At 39.3% G+C, this 22610-nt stretch carries 18 protein-coding genes and 1 tRNA gene; 11 read left to right on the top strand and 8 right to left on the bottom strand.

The annotated features are described in order from the left end of the window. Position 1 precedes the first annotated feature (1 nt). Together PHEP_RS07660 and PHEP_RS07655 are read right to left on the bottom strand one after the other, a co-directional pair. Positions 2-3490, bottom strand: coding sequence for a PKD domain-containing protein (locus tag PHEP_RS07660; protein ID WP_015807358.1), 3489 nt, complete (start codon positions 3488-3490; stop codon positions 2-4). Between the two features lie 25 nt (positions 3491-3515). Further along, the gene (locus PHEP_RS07655) at positions 3516-3971 is read right to left on the bottom strand and encodes a response regulator (protein ID WP_015807357.1); all 456 of its coding nucleotides are present in this window, start codon (positions 3969-3971) and stop codon (positions 3516-3518) included. A gap of 117 nt (positions 3972-4088) precedes the next feature. Between PHEP_RS07655 and PHEP_RS21885 the strand changes: the two genes are divergently transcribed. Genes PHEP_RS21885 through PHEP_RS07630 form a run of 5 tightly spaced genes read left to right on the top strand, consistent with a single transcriptional unit; the run spans position 4089 to position 10786 of the window. After that, positions 4089-6404 carry an Rv1355c family protein gene (locus PHEP_RS21885; RefSeq protein WP_015807356.1) on the top strand — a complete coding sequence of 772 codons (2316 nt, stop codon included), beginning with the start codon at positions 4089-4091 and terminating at the stop codon, positions 6402-6404. After that, complete coding sequence (locus PHEP_RS07645; protein ID WP_049772228.1) at positions 6391-7107, top strand: hypothetical protein; 717 nt, start codon at positions 6391-6393, stop codon at positions 7105-7107. The genes PHEP_RS21885 and PHEP_RS07645 overlap by 14 nt, the downstream gene beginning before the upstream one ends. Then, a complete protein-coding gene (locus tag PHEP_RS07640) occupies positions 7104-9296 on the top strand; it encodes a 7TM diverse intracellular signaling domain-containing protein (protein WP_015807354.1) in 2193 nt (730 codons plus the stop codon). Before PHEP_RS07645 ends, PHEP_RS07640 begins: the two co-directional genes overlap by 4 nt. Before the next feature lie 13 nt (positions 9297-9309). After that, positions 9310-10389, top strand: coding sequence for a hybrid sensor histidine kinase/response regulator (locus PHEP_RS07635; protein WP_015807353.1), 1080 nt, complete (start codon positions 9310-9312; stop codon positions 10387-10389). Beyond that, positions 10379-10786 (top strand): response regulator, encoded by a 408-nt coding sequence (locus tag PHEP_RS07630; protein WP_015807352.1) that lies wholly within the window; start codon positions 10379-10381, stop codon positions 10784-10786. The genes PHEP_RS07635 and PHEP_RS07630 overlap by 11 nt, the downstream gene beginning before the upstream one ends. A 13-nt stretch (positions 10787-10799) precedes the next feature. On the opposite strand, the gene PHEP_RS07625 is transcribed toward PHEP_RS07630, so the two are convergent. Together PHEP_RS07625 and PHEP_RS07620 are read right to left on the bottom strand one after the other, a co-directional pair. Beyond that, positions 10800-12101, bottom strand: coding sequence for a sensor histidine kinase (locus PHEP_RS07625; RefSeq protein ID WP_015807351.1), 1302 nt, complete (start codon positions 12099-12101; stop codon positions 10800-10802). A 340-nt stretch (positions 12102-12441) separates the two neighbouring features. After that, a complete protein-coding gene (locus tag PHEP_RS07620; RefSeq protein ID WP_202901235.1) occupies positions 12442-13572 on the bottom strand; it encodes an NRAMP family divalent metal transporter in 1131 nt (376 codons plus the stop codon). Positions 13573-13741: 169 nt separating this feature from the next. Between PHEP_RS07620 and PHEP_RS07615 the strand changes: the two genes are divergently transcribed. Further along, positions 13742-14101 (top strand): VOC family protein, encoded by a 360-nt coding sequence (locus PHEP_RS07615; RefSeq protein ID WP_015807350.1) that lies wholly within the window; start codon positions 13742-13744, stop codon positions 14099-14101. A gap of 143 nt (positions 14102-14244) precedes the next feature. Here the strand turns inward: PHEP_RS07615 and PHEP_RS07610 are convergent, their stop codons facing one another. The 3 genes from PHEP_RS07610 to PHEP_RS07600 all read right to left on the bottom strand — a co-directional run bounded on the left by PHEP_RS07610 (position 14245) and on the right by PHEP_RS07600 (position 15669). Next, a complete protein-coding gene (locus tag PHEP_RS07610; RefSeq protein WP_015807349.1) occupies positions 14245-14448 on the bottom strand; it encodes a hypothetical protein in 204 nt (67 codons plus the stop codon). 4 nt (positions 14449-14452) lie between these two features. Further along, positions 14453-15277: a class I SAM-dependent methyltransferase gene (locus tag PHEP_RS07605; RefSeq protein ID WP_015807348.1), complete on the bottom strand. Its 825-nt coding sequence runs from the start codon at positions 15275-15277 to the stop codon at positions 14453-14455. A gap of 318 nt (positions 15278-15595) precedes the next feature. After that, positions 15596-15669 (bottom strand) — tRNA-Ile (locus tag PHEP_RS07600). 52 nt (positions 15670-15721) lie between these two features. Here PHEP_RS07600 and PHEP_RS07595 point away from each other — a divergent pair. Together PHEP_RS07595 and katG are read left to right on the top strand one after the other, a co-directional pair. Continuing rightward, positions 15722-16372, top strand: a complete 651-nt coding sequence (locus PHEP_RS07595; RefSeq protein ID WP_015807347.1) for an HAD family hydrolase — start codon at positions 15722-15724, stop codon at positions 16370-16372. A gap of 119 nt (positions 16373-16491) precedes the next feature. Then, positions 16492-18765, top strand: a complete 2274-nt coding sequence (katG, locus tag PHEP_RS07590) for a catalase/peroxidase HPI (RefSeq protein WP_015807346.1) — start codon at positions 16492-16494, stop codon at positions 18763-18765. A 79-nt stretch (positions 18766-18844) separates the two neighbouring features. Here the strand turns inward: katG and PHEP_RS07585 are convergent, their stop codons facing one another. Further along, the gene (locus PHEP_RS07585; RefSeq protein WP_015807345.1) at positions 18845-20032 is read right to left on the bottom strand and encodes a proline dehydrogenase family protein; all 1188 of its coding nucleotides are present in this window, start codon (positions 20030-20032) and stop codon (positions 18845-18847) included. A gap of 96 nt (positions 20033-20128) precedes the next feature. On the opposite strand from PHEP_RS07585, the gene PHEP_RS07580 reads away from it, so the two are divergent. The 3 genes from PHEP_RS07580 (at position 20129) to PHEP_RS07570 (ending at position 22567) form a co-directional block, all read left to right on the top strand. Beyond that, positions 20129-20335 (top strand): RNA-binding S4 domain-containing protein, encoded by a 207-nt coding sequence (locus PHEP_RS07580; protein ID WP_015807344.1) that lies wholly within the window; start codon positions 20129-20131, stop codon positions 20333-20335. Beyond that, entirely contained in the window at positions 20335-21399 is a 1065-nt protein-coding gene (gene aroB / locus PHEP_RS07575; protein ID WP_015807343.1) for a 3-dehydroquinate synthase, read from the top strand. Before PHEP_RS07580 ends, aroB begins: the two co-directional genes overlap by 1 nt. A gap of 334 nt (positions 21400-21733) precedes the next feature. Further along, positions 21734-22567 carry a prephenate dehydratase gene (locus PHEP_RS07570; protein ID WP_015807342.1) on the top strand — a complete coding sequence of 278 codons (834 nt, stop codon included), beginning with the start codon at positions 21734-21736 and terminating at the stop codon, positions 22565-22567. Positions 22568-22610 lie beyond the last annotated feature (43 nt).

The following is a 22610-nucleotide window of genomic DNA, read 5'->3' as shown; positions in this document are numbered from 1 at the left end:
CTTATCTGATGAGTGTTAATGAACCTGTAATTATCTTTCTCCCATTTTTTGGATTGATCATATAGTAGTATGTTCCAACAGGCAATTGTCTCCCTTTATAATTGCCATCAAAAGGTATTGAATATCCCTGACTAAAAAAAACTTTTTCACCATACCTGTTAAAAATATCAACAATAACATCAGGATAAGTTTCTATGTATTTCAAATTCCATACATCATTTATTCCATCACCGTTTGGACTAAAAGCGTTTGCCGGCTCTATGGCATTGACCAGGTGCACCTTTACAGTAGCGCTGACGCTGCAGCCGTAACCAGAGCCAACCGTTAAAGTATAGGTTTTATCTTCCTCTACTTTTACAATGGGATTTAAAATATTATCCCTATCGAGTCCCGTAGCCGGGCTCCATTTATAAATCAATTGGTAACCGCTGGCCACAGCATCTATTTTTAGCTGTCCACCCGCAAGGATGTAAAGGTCGGCAGGCAGGTTTAACTGTGGTAAGGGATGAACCGTAATGCTTTGTGTCACGTTTTCTTCGCATCCGGCAGCAGATAAAAAGTGATAAACTATAGTATGTGTACCTATTCCTGCCAGTTTGGGATCGAAATAACCATCAGCACTGATGATACCTGGGCCCGAATAACGCTGTTGCCCCTGCAACCCAAGGGTTTCCCTGGCATTTGTGAGCTGAAACACATCGGAATTCAAACATACAGGAGTTATCGGATCAAAAACGAGGGCCGGAGCAGCATTCAGGATCACGTTTTGGTTAATAGGTTCCTGGCATTTAATACCCGAATAAGCGATCAAACTAACCACGATGTTTTTAGGATTGGCATCAATAGCAGCAGGCGGATCCAGAGCATAAATTGCTACAGGGTCCGGATCATCGACCACCAGCTTCTCTATACCATCAATATACCATACCAGTTTGATAATTTTACCTTCATCAATGGTTGAAGAGTTTTTAACCATAATTTTATTGTTACTGCAAAGCTGATCTTTGTTGAGTACTTCAAATACAGGCGTAATTTGCGAGCCGTTCACCGTAAAAGGTTTAGATCGGGTATAGGAACATCCGTTGACATTTGTTGCCGTTAGGGTTACCACATAATTGCCTGCACGGGTGTATTTATGATTTCCATCCATTTGCGTTGAACCGTTGTCGGGTACTGCTCCAAAGGCATCACCAAAATTCCAGGCATAGGTAAAACCATTCGTGCTTTTGTCTTCATTTTCAGTTCTGTTAAGGAACACGGCCATTTCATCCCCTACACATACTTTAGGCAGGGTAAAGTCCACTATAGGCAGACTGTTGATGGTGATTTTTTCTTTATGAGGAAGACTCTGGCAGCCGTTTTCGGTTTTAGTAATAAGGCTTACCACAAATATACCCGCGCTTGCATAAGTATGTTTGGGATGCTGATCTGTTGAAACGGAGCCGTCACCAAAATCCCATAACCAAGAAACCATTGGCCCCGCATCGGAGCTGGAAGCATCCTGAAAATTGATTTCATTATTGATACAGCCCTTAGCCGGGGCATTAAAGGCGGCATTAATTTTAGGGCGGATATGTACACTGAACGTTTTAACATCAGACATACAACCTTCGTCCAAACCCGCAGACAATTTTACATCAAAGGAACCTGATAAGGCATAGATGTGTTGGGGGTTCTGTTCAGCAGAAGTTGCTCCATCACCAAAATCCCATAGCCATTTATTTAAAGGCCTGCCTGTTAAATTTGATGTACTGTGATCAGTAAATTGAATTTCTGTATCGGCACAGTTGTCGGCAGCTACTTCAAAATCAGGCGTAGGCAGCGGATAAACATCAAAAGGATAAATAAATTCTGCACCTTCACTTAGACACCCGGTCCCATCATTAAGCAATTCAATTTTTATAGTAACCTGATGTGGTTTTAACTCAGTAAAAGCTATGCCCCTGGCATAAATATATTCATAGGACAATGTACCGTCTGATGCCGGAATTATTCGCGGATCCAAGGGGCCTTGTTCCTCTGCTCCATCATCCAGTTTCCAGGTGATCCTGGAAACGAGGTAAGGCAGGATGATCTTAAAGTCAGATTCCTGTCCTATACATGCGTTCTGTGCATCCTTATGGGTAATTTTGTTGGTTACCAGGAAATAGGTATTGGCTGCCAGATTTGTACCTGCAGAATAGGCGTAGGATTCATGGGCGCCAAACCCATATGCAACGGCATTAAAACCTTCATTGGCAGTAAGATAGGAACTGATATCAGTAATTTCAATCTGTGTATAAGCATATGCCGGATTTGATGGTATAGCTGTCCAAACCGTATTTACAGGCTGGCCGTTGATACGAAAGGTTGAGGCAGCTGATGCTTTAATGCATACATTGATGTACCTGTTCACTATATTTTCTTTATCGGAAGAAAACAAGGTGGTAGACTTTACATTAAATTCGACAGGATTAAGGAGTACCATTTCGGGATCACCGATCAGTTCATCACCATTAACGGAAGAACAAGCCTGTGTAAGCGAATACTGAGCCACACTTATATTTTTATCGGCCGATATAAATGAGGCATTGACCAGCTCAGGGCTGGTATAAAATTGTCCTTTGTTTAGGGTAATGGATTGTCCTTCAAACTGAAAATGAGTATTATCCTGCTGTGCAAGTATCCGGACAATGTACCGCCGGTCAATAAATGGGACGACACCGTAATTTTTGCCCCAGCTGCCAATGGGATACAATTGCTGGAACAACGGATCCCGGGAGCCGTTACATCCTATGGTTAAAGATGTACTGCCTGAATAAGCTGCAAAACGCTTGTTGCAGTTATCCGGTGAAGCGGGATCTATTTCTACATAAACACCGGTCAGGTCTTCCTGAGTATTGGGCAAGTATTCGTATACGTCGCCTGCATTTACAAAGTTTACTTTAAATGTTGTGCCATCTTTTTTATGCACAATAAGCGTGGTATTGGGATCTGCAGCCACCAGCACCAGGAAATTTTTACTGACCTCGTTGTTATTTAAATCCTGTGTATAGTTCATGGAATAATATTCCCTGCCAAGCGCTTCATTCGGAAGGATAAGTGAAGCAGCAGATCGCGCGCCGGCATAGATGTGTTCGAATACAGCAACTTTTTCATGGCCTGGTGTAACCACAACATGAATCCCCTTATTAACCAGAACCCCATTAGCTTCATTTTGAGCAACATAGGCACTTACTCTGGGGATATCAACCGGAACTGCTGTATTTATAGGAATGGGTATAGTACCTGTACTAAAAGTTCCGCAGGTAACCGTTACTTCAGATGCAACCTTAGCTGTAATATAAATGCGAACATTTGCGAGGTTAGAATTGCCACCCTGACCTCTGGAAGGATCATGCGTAGGAAACACAGCCCAGAAATCTTTGCCTTCATTTGAAATATTCTGGGCCTCCGCATTAATAAATGGGAAACACGAGAGCGCCCATAGCATAAAAACCCATTTGTACATACCTTTAGATATCCCTTTAGGATATCTAAGATAAAAGATTTTGCCTTAATAAAAACTCAAGTTGTTGATTTGCCAATAATAATTTTGCAGTTAAATCTCTATTTTCTTTTCTAAGCATATAGATTTCATAAGCTTTTTCAATATTGATCTTCAAATCTGCTTCCATCCATGGTTTTTGAATGTAACGATATACCTGTCCTTTATTGATGGCATCTATTACTGCATCAATATCGGTATAACCTGTAAGGATCATTCGGATCGGGTCAGGATGTTTCTCTAATATGGAAGCCAGAAACTCTACACCTGTTGTTTTGGGCATTCTCTGGTCAGTAATGATGATATGAATTTCTTCCTTATCTAAAATTATCCGGCCCTCATCGGCAGACTCGGCAGTAAAAACATTATATAACCTCCTGTAAGTGGCTTTAAAAGCACTTAAATTATGAGGTTCATCATCAACATATAGGATATTCACATTCATTTGTTTGGAAATAAAAGTTAAAAATACTTTTTTATTATTACTCTTAAAAGCCTATTTTTAGTTCTTTCAATATTTTACCTATTTTTTTTATTTTTATAGCATACATACATTAAAGAAATGCAGTCTCAAGCTTATTCAAATTTAGATTTTGAAGCACGAATAAACAAAACGAAACAATTAAATACACTTTACAACCCTGTAATATTTAATACCAAAAACAGTACCGAAAAGCAGAAACTGGCAGATCTTTTAAATAAAAACATTCACATTCAGATATTTGACAGCATTGAGGCACAGATAGAAGAACTGATCAAATGTTTAAACCCAGGTATACAGCCGATAGAACTAAAGTCACTGGCAAAAAAACATCTTGGTAATACTCCTTTAGCCGATTATGGCCTTTGGGTATATTACCCCTGGTCGGAAAAACTGGTCCATCTGTTAGATGAAGAGGAATTTGTAATTGTCAGAACAAACAGAAATAAACATAAAATAACTGCCGAAGAGCAACTGATACTTTCAAAAAAGAAAATCGGCGTAATGGGATTGTCGGTAGGTCAATCAGTGTCCTTAACACTGGCCATCGAAAGGGGGTTCGGTGAATTGCGTATCGCCGATTTTGACGAACTGGATCTTTCCAACTTAAACAGGATCAGAACCGGAGTACATAATATACACCTTCAGAAAACAGTTATTGTGGCCCGGGAGATTGCAGAGATGGACCCTTATTTAAAGGTCATCTGTTTTCATGAAGGGATTACCGAACAAAATATAGATGCCTTTTTAACAGAAAACGGCAAGCTCGACCTTTTAATTGATGAATGCGATAGCTTTGATGTAAAAATCAGTGCCAGAGAAAAGGCCAAGACCCTGCAGATTCCGGTTTTAATGGAGGGAAGTGACAGGTGTACCATTGATATTGAGCGCTTTGACCTGGAACCGGACAGACCTGTCTTACACGGATATGTGTCCAACATGGACATGAGCGTTTTTAAGACTTTGAAAAGTTTAGATGAAAAACTACCTTACATTGCACCTGTTACCGGTGTAGAAACGTTATCACCCCGAATGAAAGCCTCAGCGATAGAGATCATGACCACCATCTCTACCTGGCCGCAACTGGCAAGTGCAGTTACTTATGGAGGTGGAATTACAGCTGATCTTTCCCGGAAAATATTATTGGGCAGCTTAAAGGTATCTGGCCGTTTTTTTATTGATATCGACGAACTGATCACGGATGAAAAACCTTTACAACATACTAAAGGGGAAGAACGGACGAAACAGCTGAGCATTGAAGAAATTGAAAATTACCTTTCTGTACGGCAGTTTAATAAGGACGGCGAAAGGGAACTGCTTTCGCAGGAACTGATCAGGAAGCTGATTACTGCAGCAGGCAAGGCTCCTTCGGGTGGTAACAACCAGCCATGGCACTGGCATTACGAACAAGGCAACCTGCACCTGTTTATGAATAAAAATGTTTCAGGGGCCTATCTGGATCCGGATTATATATCTTCTTACACTTCGTTAGGTGCATCAATTGAAAACTTACTATTGGAAGCTGCCGTAAATGGACTGGGTGTTACCTGGAAATTTACACCTGAACACTTTCCTGAGCACATTGCCCTGTTTAATTTTAAAGGAAAACATGAAGCAAATGAAGTGGAAAAAAGTCTTGCGGCCGGGATTGGCGACAGACATACAAACAGAAAAACAGGTTTAACACAAGAGATAAGTACTGCCGATCTTGAGCAGCTTAAATTCATTACAGAGACCGAAAACATTCGCTTACAATGGCTTACAGGAGCGGAAGACAGAACCGTACTGGGTGATATTTCAGGAGAAGCCGATTTGCTGAGAATGTTCATTCCCGCTGCGCATGAAGACTTTATAAAAAAGGAGATGCGCTGGAACAAAGAAGAAATCATTGAGACTGAAGATGGCATTGGTATTAATACGCTGGACCTGAGTAACAATGATCAGATCGGTTTAAGGCTAATGAAAGATGAAAAAGCCGTTCAGTTCTTAAAAAAAATAAAAGGTGGGCTTGCCTTTAAAAAACTTGCCCTTAAACAATTCCAATCATCCCCCGCAATTGGCTTAATTACTTTATCTGAAAGCAATCCACTGAACTATTTAAAAGGTGGCATGGCAGTTGAAAAAATGTGGCTTGCAGCTACAGCGTTAGGCTATCAAATTCACCCCGTAAACGTTCCGTTAATCTTCTTTTACAAGAATAATTTTCAGGAATTAAATGACCTGCCTGAAGAAAGCAGAAAGCAAATTTTCATTTTACATCAAAAATTCAAGCATTTGTTTAAAATAACTGATAATATTGCAGAAATATTCTTGTTTAGAATATTTAAAGCAGAATCATCGCCACAACGTACAATTAGAAAACCTTTAAATAAAACTTTATCCATTGGAACAGCATAAACCGCAGATCAATAAGCTTTATTTTAAAGCTTTCAGGGCCGTAGACGATCGGGCGGCCTGTATGAAATTTATTGAAGGGCATACACACGTATTAGAGATATTTGGAATTACCAAAATTACCTCTGCAAAAATTGACTGGGTGCTTAACCCTGATGTTTATGCGGTATTGGTAACTGCAGAAGAAAATGGCAAAGCATTGGCCGGTTCGCGCATCCACCGGGCAAATGGAATTAATCCGCTTCCTATTGAAGAGGCAGTGGGTTATATGGACAATAGAATCCATGCAATGGTTAGTGAGCGGACACCAAATGGGACGGGTGAACTTTGTGGTGTATGGAATTCCTGGGAAATTGCCGGACTTGGGGTGGGAAGTTTATTTTTGAGCCAGGTAAGTGTAGCACTTTCCAGTCTGATCGGTTTAACTACACTTTTTGGTTTGACCGCACCCGCTACTCATCGAAATGCGGTAAGAGGTGGCTTCCGCGTAATTACAGAAATAGGAATAAATGGCAGGTTTTACTATCCTAAAGAAGATTTGACCGCCACAGCTGTAATTACCGATGAACTGGAAAATTTGCCTTTGGCCATTGATGAGGTCCGTAACAACATTTTTTCTTTTAAGGCCAATCCAAAACAAATATTCCAGATTCCCAATAAAGCAAATGATGGTTTTATAGATGTTCACATCGATATCGCATTATGAGCAGACAACATATCAGAAATCTTTTTTTAACAGGCATAATATTGCTCTTTACCGTTTATGTCAATGCTTCAACACGAGCTGGTAAAGAAAACATTATGAATCCCGATATTCAGACACAGGATTCATTAATTAATATTCTGCACTTTTCAAAACTGTATATCAGTAAGTCCGATACCATCGGGATCCGCTCGGTGATCGCAAAAGAAGCTGAGTTTAAAAAACCTGTAACCAATATCATTAATATAGGCAATTACCCAAATGCGGTCTGGATAAAAGCGGTTGTTCCGCCATCTATTGATATTAAGGATTATACAGATATATTGATAGACCAGCCCAGGTTAAAACAGGCAGAGGTTTATTTTGTAAAGGACAATGAGGTTTTAAAAAAGTTTCAATATAACAATTATACCCTGGTTGCTTCAGTTAAGACATCGGGAAACCTTAAAACTTTTAAAATACCAAAAGATATTGCTGCTTTAAATCCGGTTATTTACATCAAACTGTATTCAGATGATGTAGTGATCTCACCGGTTTTTATCAGTAAGAGCAGCAACGTACTCGAATTATTTTCGGTAAGGGATGTGTTTTTTGGGATTTATACAGGCATTATGCTGATCATGTTTGCCTATAACCTCTTCCTGTATTTTAGCGTAAAAGATGTAAGCTACCTGAATTATATATTTTGTATATTGTTTACCTGGCTAACCCAAACTACCATACAGGGTTATTTTGATAAGTATTTTTATGTAGACAGCCTTTGGTTTAACAGTATATCCGTTATACTCTTTTCTAATCTGGGGCTGATTGCTTCCATATTGTTTACCAAATCATTTTTAAACACCAAGAAAAATACAGCAAGGCTTCATAAGGTGTTGAATATTTTGCTGGTATTGACTGTAATCAGCACTATATTGCTTTTTATAGGTTATAAAAAAGTATCATTTATTGGCATGCAGGTCTCTATTTTCGGGGGTTCTATTGTTACTTTTATCAGTGCACTAAATGCTTATTATAAAAGAAACTTTAAGCCTGCCGGTTATTACCTGGCCTCCTGGTCATTTCTTTTTATTGGTATGATGATCTTTATTTTAAAGGACTACGAGATCATAAAGTATTCAATTTTTTCTACCTATTCTGTTCAGTTTGCATCAGTACTGGAAGTACTGTTACTATCATTTGCTCTTGCAGACCGGATCAATTTCTTTAAAAATCAAAATGAGCTTGCGCAGAAACAAGCACTGTTGGTACTTAAAGAGAATGAGCGTTTGGTAAGAGAGCAAAATATTGAGTTGGAAAATAAAGTAAACGAGCGTACCATTGAGTTGCAAAATACCAATTCGAGCTTAAATGTGGCACTTACCAATCTGAAGGATGCACAATCACAGTTGGTAGACGCAGAAAAGATGGCTGCTTTGGGTCAGCTCACCGCAGGTATTGCGCATGAGATCAATAATCCTATCAATTTTGTAACCTCTAATATTAAACCCTTGCAACTCGACATTGATGACCTGAAAGAAATCATCACAAAGTATGAGCAAATCGATTATTCCGGTGCGGATGTGATGGAACAAGTACAGGAAATTGAAGCTTTTAAAAAACAGATAGACCTTGATTTCATTAATAACGAGATTGAATCTCTGCTGACCGGCATTACAGACGGGGCCAAAAGAACGGCTGAAATTATCAGAAGTTTGAGAAATTTTAGTCGTTTGGACGAGGATGACCTGAAGCCTATTGACATTAATGAAGGACTGCATTCGACACTTGTACTGGTCAGAAACTCACTCCCGGATAATGTTAAGGTGATCAAAGATTTTGGAAACCTGCCTAAAATTGAATGTCTTCCGGGCAAAATCAACCAGGTGTTTATGAACCTGATATCAAATGCTATACAGGCCATTAAGTCGAACGGTAAAAACAGGGAAGAAGAACTGCTTACCATTCATACCTGGTACGATGATAACAACGTTAAAATAAGCATTAAGGATACAGGTACAGGGATGACTGACGAGGTTAAACATAAAATATTTGAACCTTTTTTTACCACAAAAGAAGTTGGAGAAGGAACAGGTTTAGGTTTGTCAATTGTTTTTAGTATTATTGAGAAACATAAAGGTCATATCGATGTTCTCTCCGAAGTAGATCAAGGTACAGAATTCATCATTACATTACCTGTAAATACACAATAACCAAGCCCGTACTATGAGTGCACCCAATGTAAGAGTTCTATATATTGATGATGAGGAAAACAACTTGCAGGCTTTTAAAGCAAGTTTTAGGCGGCAGTATGAAATATATACAGCCATATCTGCTGCTGAAGGTTTAAAGATACTGGAAAATATTTCGGTGCAGGTGATCCTGGCCGATCAGAAAATGCCGGGCACTACAGGTGTGGAATTTTTTAAGAGCATTACAGATTCCTATCCAGATCCGATAAGAATATTGTTGACAGGTTATACGGATATTGAAGCGCTTGCAGATGCAATTAACCATGGTGATATATATAGATATATTACCAAACCCTGGAACGACCTGGAACTGCACAATTCCATAAAAAATGCGTATGATGCCTATAAGTCTAAAATTGACCTGCGGAACAAAGTGGCCGAGCTGGAAAAGACAAATGACGAATTAAACAGGTTCATCTACAGTATTTCCCATGAATTAAGAGCACCATTGGTATCGGCAATGGGTATAGTAAACCTGGTAAAGATGGAAGGCCTTTATGAGTCGAGTGGTGAATACTGGAGTTTGATAGAAACCTGTTCGAACAAACTTGATTATTATATCCAGAAAACCCTTCAGTACTATAAAAATAATAAAACGGTTTCCGAACATAGCCTGATTGACTTTCATAAACTGATCCCCGGCCTTATCGATCTGTATTCTTACGCTGATAAAGAAACTACTTTTAATACCGTAATAGATCAGAAAGTACCTTTTTACGGGGATGCATTCAGGATAGAAGTGATATTGGGTAACCTGATTTCGAATGCCATAAAATATCAGAAAGAAACAGAGTTAAATAAAAAGGTAAACATACATATAGCAGTAAGAAAAGATCAGGTTGAAATGTCTATTAATGACAACGGAATGGGCATTCTGAATGAGCACCTGGAAAAGATATTCACCCAGTTCTTCAAAAGTAAAGTTAACCATGGTAGCGGATTAGGCTTGTTTATTGTTAAAGAAGCATTAAACAAGATTAATGGGAAAATAGCCGTAAGCTCTGATCCAGCTGAGGGTACTACCTTTAAAATAACCATCCCCAATGTTAAATAACCATAGAACTGTACTATTAATTGATGACAATGATGTTGACCTGAAGATCAATGCAAAGCTCATTAAGATTTCGAACTTATTTGACGAAATTGTGTTATGTCAGTCGGCCGAAGAAGGCTTAACTTACCTGAACAGACACCTGAATGAGGATCAAAAATTACCCGATTTTATTTTGCTGGACATTCAGATGCCAGATCTGGACGGCTTTGATTTTTTGGAGTATTATAAGAAATTACCTAAAAAGCTTACGGAAAAATGTCTCATTGCCATGCTTTCTTCTACGCTTGATTTTGGGGATATCAAAAAGGCTGAAGCCAGCCAGCATGTAGTGAAACTATTGAAAAAGCCATTACATCCTGCCGAACTGGAAGAACTTTTAAAAAAATATTTTGCCTGATTTAAAGCAATATTTAAGCAGGCTGACGGGTTACTTTAACTTCCAGGCTCAGCGGCAGGTGAACCATAAATGTACTTCCCGCGTCTGTCTGGCTTTCGAAGCTTATTTTACCTCCCTGCAATTCCGTAAATTCTTTACATAGCATCAAACCAAGTCCTACCCCTCTCTCATTTCCGGTTCCGAATGTTGGTTTGAGTGCCGGAGAAAAAATGGCGGATTGTTGTTCTGCAGGGATGCCTGCCCCATTATCTTTCACACTTATGACACATTCATTTTGATGCATATGTGCAGAAACAATAATATCTCCTCCCGGAAAGGTAAATTTAATCGCATTGCTGATCAGGTTCCTGATCACCAGCTGCAGCATGTCGCGGTCTCCAAGTACACAGACCTCGTCTGTAATCTGGTTTCTGAGTTCTATTCCCTTCTCTTTTGCAATACCTTCCATTACCTTCAGCGTACTGTACAGGCTTTGTTTTAAGACTAAAGGCTTTAAACTGATCTGAACAGCTTCCATTTGCCCTTTTGTCCAGGAAAGCACATTAGCTAATATGTAAGCTGTATCTTTGGTTCTGCTTAACAATTGCTTTTCCATATTTAAACGTTCGGCTTCTTCCAGCTTATATTCTGTAAGCAGCTCAAGATAGCCTTGTATAGAAGCCAGGGGCTCTTTAAGATCATGTGCCAGGATGGATAACAATTTATTCTTGGTATGATTACTGGCCTCAAGCGCTATGGTCTTTTGCGCTGTTATTTCCCTTTCGCCATAATACGAATTGCGGATGAAAGATGTGATCAGCAAAATTGTGGCTACGCACAATAAATAAGTAAAGCCTATATCGGTAAATTTAGCTGCTTCATCCGGGTAGGTATTTCTAACCAGTTCCGGATTTCTGAACTCAAAAAACAACAGAGAAAGCACAATTACTATATTTAATGGTAGCCATATCCAGAAATGTTTTTTTGGTACAATGGAAACAGTAATCAGAAATGATAAGGCAAAGACCACTGTACTTGGCCCGTTAACACCTGAGTTATAATAATAATTTACCATAAGCAGCAGGTTATTGATTATCGAAAGTACAACAATACCTGCACTTGTTTTATTCCTGAAGCGGGAAAAATAATAAATGGTTAGTACGGCCAAAAATATGACAACCATAAGTAACGCAAGGCGGAACAGTTGTATCGACGCATTAAAAGGTATACATACCGCCAGTCCCATCAATGCAACCAGACAAACAGAATGAAATATCCGGCCTTCTAAAGTAAAAGAAGTTTTTTTGCCGATAAGATAGTCCCGCAATTGAATCATATAAATTGGCAGCTTTCTGTCAAAAAATAAACAGGTTATGTGAGCACTGGAGGATGTATGCCAGACACCAGCAGGCAGTCACGGAGTCCTAAGATACCTATTTATTTAACAAACACCCGAAAATTTTGCATATTGCTCATTAACGGTATGCCTGTTGAAATAAAGATTTATAACTATTATATGGTGAAGAACAATGCAACAGCTGCAGCCCCCATAATAAAAAAAGTTGTCCATAGCAAAGTCTTTGACAACCAGCCGCTTTTATATTCACCCATAATTTTATCACTTGCCGCAATCTTAACGATCAGAGATAGCAGGGGAACCGCAGCTATACCGTTTATTACCGCAGTATAAACCATGCTTTTACCGGATCTATGCCAATAAAGTTGATGATTAGTCCTATCAGTGTTGAGATGGTAATCACACCATAAAAACCATATGCTTTTTTAAGTTTAAGGTTTAAGCTGGCATTCCAGTCAAAGGCCTCTGCAACTGCGTATGCAGCAGAACCAGAAAGCACCGGGACGGCAAGTAATCCGAGACCGATAATGCCTACAGAGAAAATCAATTTAGCAAGATAACCCGCATTAGGGAAAGAATGTACCAGAGGTTCAAGTGCTTTTGCGGCATCAGCTGCATTTTTTACATCAGTTATACCACTGTTATGCAAAACTGTTGCCCCAACCAACAGTATGCACCAGGTAGTAAATTCAGAAATAACCATCCCAATGTTATTATCCTTACGCATTGCATGTATATGGGGCCAGCCAATTCTAGGTTTTCCGTCTCTAACCAGACCTTTGGCTTTTTCTTCCTCAACCTCCTGCGACGCCTGCCAGAAAAACATATAGGGAGTAATGGTTGTACCGAATACCCCAGTAATGATAAACAAAAAGTCGAATGTAAATTCGAAATGAGGTATAACTGTTGCCCTTAATACAGTTGGCCAGGGCTGATCTATAATAAACACAGTAATGGGATAGGCCAGTAAAGCAAGTGCAAGCCATTTTAATATCCTCGAATATACGCTGTAATTGGTAAAAATTTCAAGTATTAAGATTACTGCAGTGAAAAGCAGGGTAAGCACAACAAAATTAACCGGAATTAACAATTGGGCTGCAGCAGCCATAGCGCCAATATCTGCACCAATATTAATGGTATTGGCTGTCACCACCAGTCCTACAACAGAATAAAGTACTTTAGTATTGTAATGCTCTTTTACCACTGCAGCAATACCTTTTCCGGTTACCAGACCTATTCTTGCACAAGCCTCCTGTACAGCTGTCATAAAAGGCAGCATATATAATGCAGTCCATAATTGTCCATAGCCAAACTGTGCCCCGGTCTGGGAATAGGTTGCAATGCCTGAAGGATCGTCGTCAGCAGCACCAGTAGTTAAACCAGGGCCTAAAAGGCTAAGGAATTTTTTAATCTTTCTTATCCTGAATTTTGCATTATTTTTTAAAGACATATACACGGATTGTATGGATTAACATAGGTATCTACAATATAGCATTCTATAATAGAAAGATGAAGTAAATCTCCTTCAATTTTACCTAAGGAATTATAAATTTATAGCATTTTTCCAAAGTATGAATGAGCATTATCAACTACATTTGCATCTATAATCTCAAGAAATTATGACTAACACCCCCGCACAGAACAAACTTAAGCACGAACAGATCCAATACCTGGAATTTCTCTCTAAAGACATTCAACTGATCAAAAGATTTTATACCATATGTTTCGATTGGACTTTTACAGACTATGGACCTGATTACACAGCTTTTGAAGGTGATTATATTGATGGCGGCTTTACTTCAGGTATCCCTGTAAAAGGAAGCATATTAGTTATCCTTTATTCAAAGGACATTGAAACAACCAGAGAAAAAGTCATTAAGGCTGGTGGTATAGTGCAGGATATTTTCAGTTTTCCAGGTGGCAGACGCTTTCATTTTACCGATCCTGATGGTAATGAACTGGCAGTCTGGTCTGAATAAAACACGTGTGTTTCGAAATTATGAATAGAATAATGCTTATGATCGTGATCAACCTGATTGAATACAAATCAAATACACGAAAAAAGCCGTTCTTCTCTTCGGAAAAACGGCTTTTTAAGCAGTGGGCTCAGGTGTGCGCTAGATTAGCTGATTCTTCTTTTACTTTTCATAATGCTATACTCGCATAATCCACTTTGAATATATTCAATTTTATATTCTGATAAAAGTTGAGTAAGTATTTGTCTGGTAGCATCTTCATCTAGACCAAGTTTTTCTCCAAGCTCTATTTCATTACAACGTCCATTACTTTCCACTAAAGCATTAAAATATTTATCTTTATTTCTCATAAATTTATTTTTTTTTTGCTGCTATCATCATATGCGGACTAAATGGTAAAAGATAGCTGTCATTTTCAGTGATCTGGATAAGTTCCATTAAGGTCTTTCTCTTTTTCATATCCAAAAGGTTCAGAAAGTAATCTTTATCCAGCCAGGCCATCCCCTCTACCGCGTAGGTATTTATATACGTCAAATCCTCCTTCACAAATTCATCTTTTAATTCATTTGGTTTATGATAATACGCTTCTGCTAGAAGCCAGGGAAAATCATTTGGAGGATTATGAATGCCTGTTGTGAGTTCTTCTTTGCACATATTAAAAAAAGCACCTTTATGAATTAGTCCTTGTAGAAGCCCAACTAAAGTTGATGCAGTATAATTTATAGAAAACCCTAAAATGATACCGTCTTTTTTTACAACGCGTTTGGCTTCACGAATCGCTTTTTCCCTGTCTTCTTTTTTTTGAAGATGATAAAGTGGCCCGTGTAGAATTATCATATCTGCAAAATTATCTGGGAAGTCTAAATTTCTGGCTTCCCCTAAATAAACAGAATATTTGTTTTTTAATTTACTAGCTCTATCCTTAGCTATTTGAATATGTTTAAAGACTGGCTCAATTAAGTATACCTCATGCCCCTTTTTTGCAAGCCATTCTGAATATTTACCTGTGCCTCCACCAACATCAATTATTTTAGTGAATGTTGGTGGAACATATTTTTCTATGAGTGATTTGATTCTTTCAAATTCAAACACTCCCATACCTTTGTTCAGTCTGGTTTCTTCAGACGCTTTATTATAAAAGAGTTCTATATCTCTACTTATTAACTGTTTACTATACATCTTAAATATTTTTAAACTTTATCAAATTGCAGAAGATATTTATCATTCTGCAACGTGATAAAACAATTGATTTGATCAATCAATCTCTTTGTTATTAAAAATTGTTGGGTAAAAAATGATGCACATATTATCCATTACATTTAGAATCAAGCGGTTCCAATGCATTAAATCTTCAATTTAAGGAGGATGTCCTTACGAAGGATTGATAATATGTCAGATTTAGTATAACAGATCACAAAGGTAAAAATTAAGAATGATTATTTTCCCTATAAACGAAAAAAGCCGTTCTTCTCTTCGGAAAAACGGCTTTTTAAGCAGTGGGCCCAGCTGGGCTCGAACCAGCGACCAAAAGATTATGAGTCTTCTACTCTAACCAACTGAGCTATAGGCCCCGAAAAATCTTTTAGATTTTGCGAGTGCAATGTTACATATTTGTATTCAATTATGGAAACAGTTTTAGCACAAAAAATAAAAAATATTATTTTCGATTACGGCAATGTGATCTTCGAAATAGACTTTAAAAAGGCACAAGAAGCTCTATTACAACTTGGTATTGCCAATAATACGGAATTCTTTTCACATAAAAGCCACCACCAGCTTTTCAATAATTTTGAAACCGCAGCCATCTCTCCTGCACAGTTCAGAGAAGGGATACGTGAAGCAGCAGGTAATAAAAACCTGACAGATCAGGAAATTGACAATGCCTGGAACAGTTTGCTGATCGGTGTACCCCCCGGAATTCATGAGGTACTGCTTAAAGTAAAACAAAAATACCGTACCTTTTTACTGAGCAATAACAATGAAACACATTACAATTACATTGTAGAATATTTAAAAAAGGAATTTGGGATGGACGACAACAGCGCACTGTTTGAAAAAGCCTATTACTCACAGCAAATGTTCTTGCGCAAACCCAATATAGAGATATTTGAACAGGTCATTCAAGAGAATGGACTTGACCCTGCCGAAACCTTGTTTATTGATGATAGCCCACAGCACATTGAGGGGGCCAAATTAGCCGGTCTGCATACTTTACTGATGACCAGACACCCTAAAGAACTGGAACAGGTTTTAATAGCACATCACATCCTATAACCATTCATTATTTTCATTTAAACAAACAATAGTTTTTAACTATAATGCTATAGAAAAAAGCAGTTTGATTCTCACCATGATCTGTCGTATCTTTAATTATAAGTATAAAATTCAGATCTATGGAAAACAATCCAAACGACATCAGTAAATGCCCTTTTCATAATGGAAGTATGAAGCACAATGTAGGTGGGGGTGGCACCCGAAACAAGGACTGGTGGCCTAATCAGTTAAAACTGAACATACTGCGTCAACATTCCTCCTTATCCAATCCAATGGATAAGGATTTTAATTATGCTGAAGCCTTTAAAAGCCTCGACTTTGCAGCACTGAAGAAAGACCTTCATGCACTCATGACCGACTCGCAGGACTGGTGGCCGGCAGACTTTGGTCACTATGGTGGATTGTTTATACGTATGGCGTGGCACAGTGCAGGAACTTATCGTGTGGGCGACGGACGTGGTGGTGCCGGTGCAGGCTTACAGCGTTTTGCACCACTGAATAGCTGGCCTGATAACGTAAGTTTGGATAAGGCCCGCAGATTGCTTTGGCCAGTTAAGCAAAAATACGGCCGCAATATTTCATGGGCCGACCTGATGATCCTTACCGGTAACGTAGCATTGGAATCAATGGGTTTTAAAACCTTTGGCTTTGCCGGTGGACGTGAAGATGTGTGGGAGGCGGATGAATCCGTTTATTGGGGTGCCGAAACTACCTGGCTGGGTGGCGATCTGCGTTATGCACACGGTTCACCCGGTGTGGAAGGCGATGGTGTATTGGTTACAGATGACAATGCCGATGGCAATATACACTCCAGAAATCTGGAGAAACCACTTGCAGCTGTGCAAATGGGCTTAATATATGTAAATCCGGAAGGACCGGATGGCAACCCTGACCCTATCGCCGCTGCCAAAGACATTCGTGATACATTTGGCCGGATGGCTATGGACGATGAGGAAACTGTTGCATTAATAGCCGGAGGTCATAGTTTTGGCAAAACCCATGGTGCTGCCTCTGCAGACCATGTAGGCAAAGAGCCAGAAGCTGTAGACATTGAAATGCAGGGTTTGGGCTGGCGCAACAGTTATGGCACTGGCAAAGGAGCCGATGCGATTACCAGCGGACTGGAAGTAATATGGACAAAAACACCGACTCAATGGAGCAATAATTTTTTTGAAAACCTGTTTGGATTTGAATGGGAGCTTTCTAAAAGCCCTGCTGGTGCGCAGCAATGGGTAGCCAAAAACGCCGAAGCATTTATCCCTGATGCCTTTGACGGTTCAAAAAAACATCGTCCTACGATGCTGACTACCGACCTTTCTTTAAGATTTGATCCGGCATACGAAAAAATATCACGACGCTTTTTTGAAAACCCCGATGCATTTGCCGATGCCTTTGCGCGTGCATGGTTTAAATTGACGCATCGTGATATGGGCCCGCGTGAGCGCTACCTTGGTCCGGAAGTACCACAGGAAGAATTGATTTGGCAGGATCCTATCCCGGCAGTAAACCATGTACTGATCAATGAAAATGATATTGCGGCCCTGAAAGCACAGGTATTGGAATCAGGTTTAAGTATAGCTGAACTGGTTTCTACCGCATGGGCCTCCGCTTCTACCTTCCGTGGAACCGATAAACGTGGTGGGGCCAACGGTGCACGCATCCGCCTTGCTCCGCAAAAATACTGGCAGGTTAACAATCCTCCACAATTACAAAAAGTATTGAATATACTGGAAGGCATTCAAAAAGAATTTAATACTGCACAAACAGCTGGTAAAAAGGTTTCGCTGGCAGATTTAATTGTACTGGCCGGTTGTGCCGGTGTTGAGAAGGCTGCAACCACAGCAGGATATGCCATAACTGTCCCTTTTATACCTGGTCGCATGGATGCCTCACAGGAACAAACTGATGTAGAATCATTCGGATACCTGGAACCTGCTGCCGACGGATTCCGTAACTATCGCAAATCGAAAATCCCGGTATCTACAGAAGAACTACTGATCGATAAGGCCCACTTGCTCACACTTACAATACCTGAGTTAACAGTATTGTTAGGCGGTATGCGTGTATTGGATACCAATTTTGATGCCTCCAAGCATGGTATTTTCACATCAAAACCGGGGCAGCTCAGCAATGATTTTTTTGTAAACCTGCTGGACATGAACACCGTATGGAAAGCAGCCTCTGCAGATAGGGAAGTTTATGAAGGCCGTGACCGCAACACCGGTGAAATAAAATGGACCGGCACCCGTGCAGACCTTGTGTTTGGCTCCAATTCTGAATTGAGGGCGGTTGCTGAAGTGTACGGAAGCTCCGATTCCCGGCAGAAGTTTATAACCGATTTTGTATTCGCATGGAACAAAGTTATGAATCTGGACCGGTTTGACCTGGGCTGATTTAATTAACCCAACGAATGAACAAAAACAGCTTTTGCAGATGCAAAAGCTGTTTTTTTATTTATCCCTCCTCTGTTTACTACTTAAGCCTCCTGCGTTGCTTCTCTTTTATAATTAATCCAAGCTCTCTGCTGGTTGCACCTGCTATAGAGGTATTTTCCTGAGCTCTCCTGAAAAGATAAGGCATAACGGCTTTTATTGGCCCATAAGGCACATATTTAGCTACATTATAACCGGCATCTGATAAGTTGAAGCTTAAATTGTCGCTCATACCCAATAACTGTGCAAAATAAACATGAGGATGGTTGTGTGCAATTTTATATTCATCCAGAAATTGGGCCAATACCCTGCAGCTATTTTCATTATGCGTTCCGCACACGAAGGCAATGTCGTTGATGTGTTCCATACAATAATGTAAAGAAGCATCATAATCCCTGTCACACGCAGCTTTATCTACCTGAATAGGTGAAGGAAAGCCCAGTTCTTCTGCCCTTTTTCGTTCTTTTTCCATATAGGCACCCCGTACCATTTTTACGCCCAGTACAAAACCCTGTTCCCTGGCTATCAGGTGGTCTGATTTTAAATCGGCTAGTTTATCGTGGCGGTACAGCTGATAGGTATTGTAAACAATGCAGTTTTTCTGATTAAACAAACGCATCATATCGAAAGCCAGCTCATCAATCGTATCCTGTATCCAGGTTTCTTCAGCATCTATCATTACCGGTACATTTTTATCGAATGCCCTTCTGCATATCTTTTCACAACGCTGTTTCAGCTTTTCAAATTCTGTCTGCTCTGCTGCATTAAGTTCTTTCTTTGCATCCAGTTTTTCCAACAGACCAAACCTGCCAATACCGGTCACTTTAAAAACAGTAATGGGAATCCTTTTATCCCCTGTTGCCCTTTCGATTGTCCGGATGATCTCCTCACAGGTAAAATCAAAAACAATCTCTTCTTCCTCCCCCTCTACTGAATAGTCCAAAATAGTACCTACTTTACCCGATGCCAGCTGTTGTATGGTATGCTCACATTCAGCAATGGTTTCTCCACCACAAAAATGTTTAAACAGGGTAGCCTTGATGATGCCTTTGATGGGCAGGCCAATGTTCAGGAAAAAATTAGTTATGGGCGGCCCTACTTTGGTTAAAAAGTTACTGCTAATGATTTTGAACAACCAATAAGCCGCATTCAGCTCAGTATCCGATTTATTGCGAAAAGCAATTTCCGTATCATCAAAATTTAATGATCTCTTGGGGAGTGTTTCCATTTACGAATGTCAGTTAGTCGTTTTGCATGCAAAAGTATAAATTCCCTTGCTATTGGTGGTAAAACACTTTATAATTAATTGTAAGTTTGCCTTGCGATGATAAAATTTAAATTAGAAGGTGAGTTTATACCCCTTATTCAGTTATTGAAAGCAACCGCCTTGGTACAAAGCGGCGGAGAAGCACAGACCGTTGTAGAGGATGGTTTGGTAAAATACAATGGAACGGTTGATTACCGCAAAAGGCTAAAGGTGCGGGTTGGCGATGTAATTGATTTTATGGGACAAAAAATAACAGTGATTTAATGAAAAAATTGGAGAGCGCAGGTCATAGCATTTATTTTGAAACAGAACTGGCACCTTTAATGAAGGTAATTGAAGCAGAAAAATACAGTAAAATCTTTGTTTTTGCGGATACACATACGTCAGAACTGTGTTTACCATTGTTCAGGGAAATGATGGACGATTTTAATGGTTTTGACCTGATAGAAACTGATCCTGGGGAAGAAAACAAGAATATTGATTTTTGCATCGGCATCTGGAAGACCTTACTTGATTTTGGTGCCGACCGTAAATGCCTGATGGTTAACCTGGGTGGTGGCGTAATTACCGATATGGGAGGCTTTGTGGCCTCAACCTATAAAAGAGGGATAGACTTTATCAATATCCCTACTACCCTATTGTCGCAGGTAGATGCTTCTGTTGGCGGTAAAACCGGGATTGATGTAGATAATGTGAAGAACATGGTGGGTACTTTTACCCTACCGCAGTCGGTTTTTATTGAAACTAAATTTTTAAAAACCCTGCCACAACGGGAGCTGCTTTCCGGCTTTGCCGAAATGATCAAACATGGTTTAATTGTAGACCGTACCTATTATAATGATTTGAAGAGTAGCAATTACCTCCAGATTTCGGCTCAGGCCATTTACCGTTCTGTAGAGATCAAGAATGAAGTAGTTACGGAAGATCCACATGAAAAAGGACTAAGAAAGATCCTGAATTACGGACATACCATCGGACATGCAGTTGAAACCTATTCCCTGATCAACGATACCCAGCCACTTACACATGGCGAGGCCATTGCTGTGGGTATGATCTGTGAGGCTTTCCTTTCTTCAAACAACAATACCTTATCAGCTGATGATTTAAAAGACATTACTGATTATATCAGTACGCTTTATCCGGCTTACAGGATTAAAGAAGACAGTTTTAAGCAATTGCTGGAGTTTATGCAAAGTGACAAGAAAAACGAGAACGGACAGATCATGTTCTCTTTGCTCAGTACGATTGGCAAATGCGATTACAATTGCAGGGTATCGGAAAAAGACATTCTGGAAAGCTTTGCTTACTTTAACCGCATTTATAGTTAACAGCTCAACTGAAATTTTAAACCTCAGCCTATAGCTTTTTAACAACAAAAAAATATTTTTTTTATTTAGCTATTGACAAATTAAATTTTGTTAGTACATTTGGCAAAACAAAATAAAGACAGGGTACGGAAACAAGCCCGGTTACAACAAAAAAGAAAATGAAGAATAATATCACTACATATTGGTTTGGTTACTTTTACTACTTTAGTAAGAGCCGGGACTAATATGCACTGATATCAGCAAGATAAATGTATAAGAAAAGTCCCGGCCCAACGCCGGGACTTTTTTTTGTTTTTAACGAAACCAGAACCATAAAAAGGGAAAAAACAAATTCATGAAGAAAGTAACAAGAGTAGCAATTCAGGGTATTAAAGCATCTTTCCACGAAGAGGCGGCCTTCAAGTTTTTTGGAACAGACATCCAGACCATAGAATGCAATTCTTTTAAGCAAACATGTGAAAGTTTGGAAAAAAAAGAATGTGATTATGTGATCATGGCCATAGAAAACTCTATAGCAGGTAGTCTTTTACCAAATTACACCTTAATACGCGAATATAATTTTGCTGTTGTAGGTGAGGTATACCTGGCTATCCAATTACATTTAATGGCTTTACCAGGTGTTAAATTTGAAGATGTGAAATTTGCCACTTCACACCCTATTGCCATCCGTCAGTGTGTAGATTTCTTTTATGATTATCCCCACATCCAGGTAATTGAGGGCAATGATACTGCTGCCTGTGCAAAACGTATTAAAGACGAGCAGCTAAAAGATACTGTTGCTATTGCCAATACCCTTGCAGCCGAATTGTATGGTCTGAATATTATTGAAAGAAGGATTGAGTCCAATAAAAAGAATTTTACCCGTTTCCTGATCCTTAAGCTGGACAAGACCGAAGAGTTGAAAGAAGTTAACAAAGCTTCTATATGTTTCCAGGTAGGCAATCATGTAGGGGCTTTATCCAAAGTTCTGAATATTTTTGCTGAACAACAGGTTAACCTCACAAAAATCCAGAGCATGCCTGTCTTAGGGAAACGTAACGATTATTACTTCTATGTTGACATGGAATGGACCAGCATGGAAAATTACGACAAAGCCGTCCGGCAAGCCTTAAAATACACTGTAAACTTTAATATTATGGGCGAATACCAGAAAAACGATAAAGTATAAATCTGGAGAGCAGCCTTCGTAAAATAACTATATAAAAATTTTA

It is taken from the genome of Pedobacter heparinus DSM 2366 (genome assembly GCF_000023825.1).
In the GTDB taxonomy this organism is placed as follows: Bacteria; Bacteroidota; Bacteroidia; order Sphingobacteriales; family Sphingobacteriaceae; genus Pedobacter; species Pedobacter heparinus.
The sequence above is the reverse complement of the archived record's forward strand: the minus strand, read 5'-3'. Positions and strand labels throughout refer to the sequence as shown.

Coding starts and splice junctions, on each gene's coding strand:
- PHEP_RS07605 (WP_015807348.1), bottom strand. CDS start 15,277: ATGTATAGTAAACAGTTAATAAGTAGAGATATAGAACTCTTTTATAAT.
- PHEP_RS07655 (WP_015807357.1), bottom strand. CDS start 3,971: ATGAATGTGAATATCCTATATGTTGATGATGAACCTCATAATTTAAGT.
- PHEP_RS21885 (WP_015807356.1), top strand. CDS start 4,089: ATGCAGTCTCAAGCTTATTCAAATTTAGATTTTGAAGCACGAATAAAC.
- PHEP_RS07610 (WP_015807349.1), bottom strand. CDS start 14,448: ATGAGAAATAAAGATAAATATTTTAATGCTTTAGTGGAAAGTAATGGA.
- PHEP_RS07585 (WP_015807345.1), bottom strand. CDS start 20,032: ATGGAAACACTCCCCAAGAGATCATTAAATTTTGATGATACGGAAATT.
- PHEP_RS07625 (WP_015807351.1), bottom strand. CDS start 12,101: ATGATTCAATTGCGGGACTATCTTATCGGCAAAAAAACTTCTTTTACT.
- PHEP_RS07620 (WP_202901235.1), bottom strand. CDS start 13,572: ATGTCTTTAAAAAATAATGCAAAATTCAGGATAAGAAAGATTAAAAAA.
- aroB (WP_015807343.1), top strand. CDS start 20,335: ATGAAAAAATTGGAGAGCGCAGGTCATAGCATTTATTTTGAAACAGAA.
- PHEP_RS07595 (WP_015807347.1), top strand. CDS start 15,722: ATGGAAACAGTTTTAGCACAAAAAATAAAAAATATTATTTTCGATTAC.
- PHEP_RS07630 (WP_015807352.1), top strand. CDS start 10,379: ATGTTAAATAACCATAGAACTGTACTATTAATTGATGACAATGATGTT.
- PHEP_RS07570 (WP_015807342.1), top strand. CDS start 21,734: ATGAAGAAAGTAACAAGAGTAGCAATTCAGGGTATTAAAGCATCTTTC.
- katG (WP_015807346.1), top strand. CDS start 16,492: ATGGAAAACAATCCAAACGACATCAGTAAATGCCCTTTTCATAATGGA.
- PHEP_RS07580 (WP_015807344.1), top strand. CDS start 20,129: ATGATAAAATTTAAATTAGAAGGTGAGTTTATACCCCTTATTCAGTTA.
- PHEP_RS07660 (WP_015807358.1), bottom strand. CDS start 3,490: ATGTACAAATGGGTTTTTATGCTATGGGCGCTCTCGTGTTTCCCATTT.
- PHEP_RS07640 (WP_015807354.1), top strand. CDS start 7,104: ATGAGCAGACAACATATCAGAAATCTTTTTTTAACAGGCATAATATTG.
- PHEP_RS07635 (WP_015807353.1), top strand. CDS start 9,310: ATGAGTGCACCCAATGTAAGAGTTCTATATATTGATGATGAGGAAAAC.
- PHEP_RS07615 (WP_015807350.1), top strand. CDS start 13,742: ATGACTAACACCCCCGCACAGAACAAACTTAAGCACGAACAGATCCAA.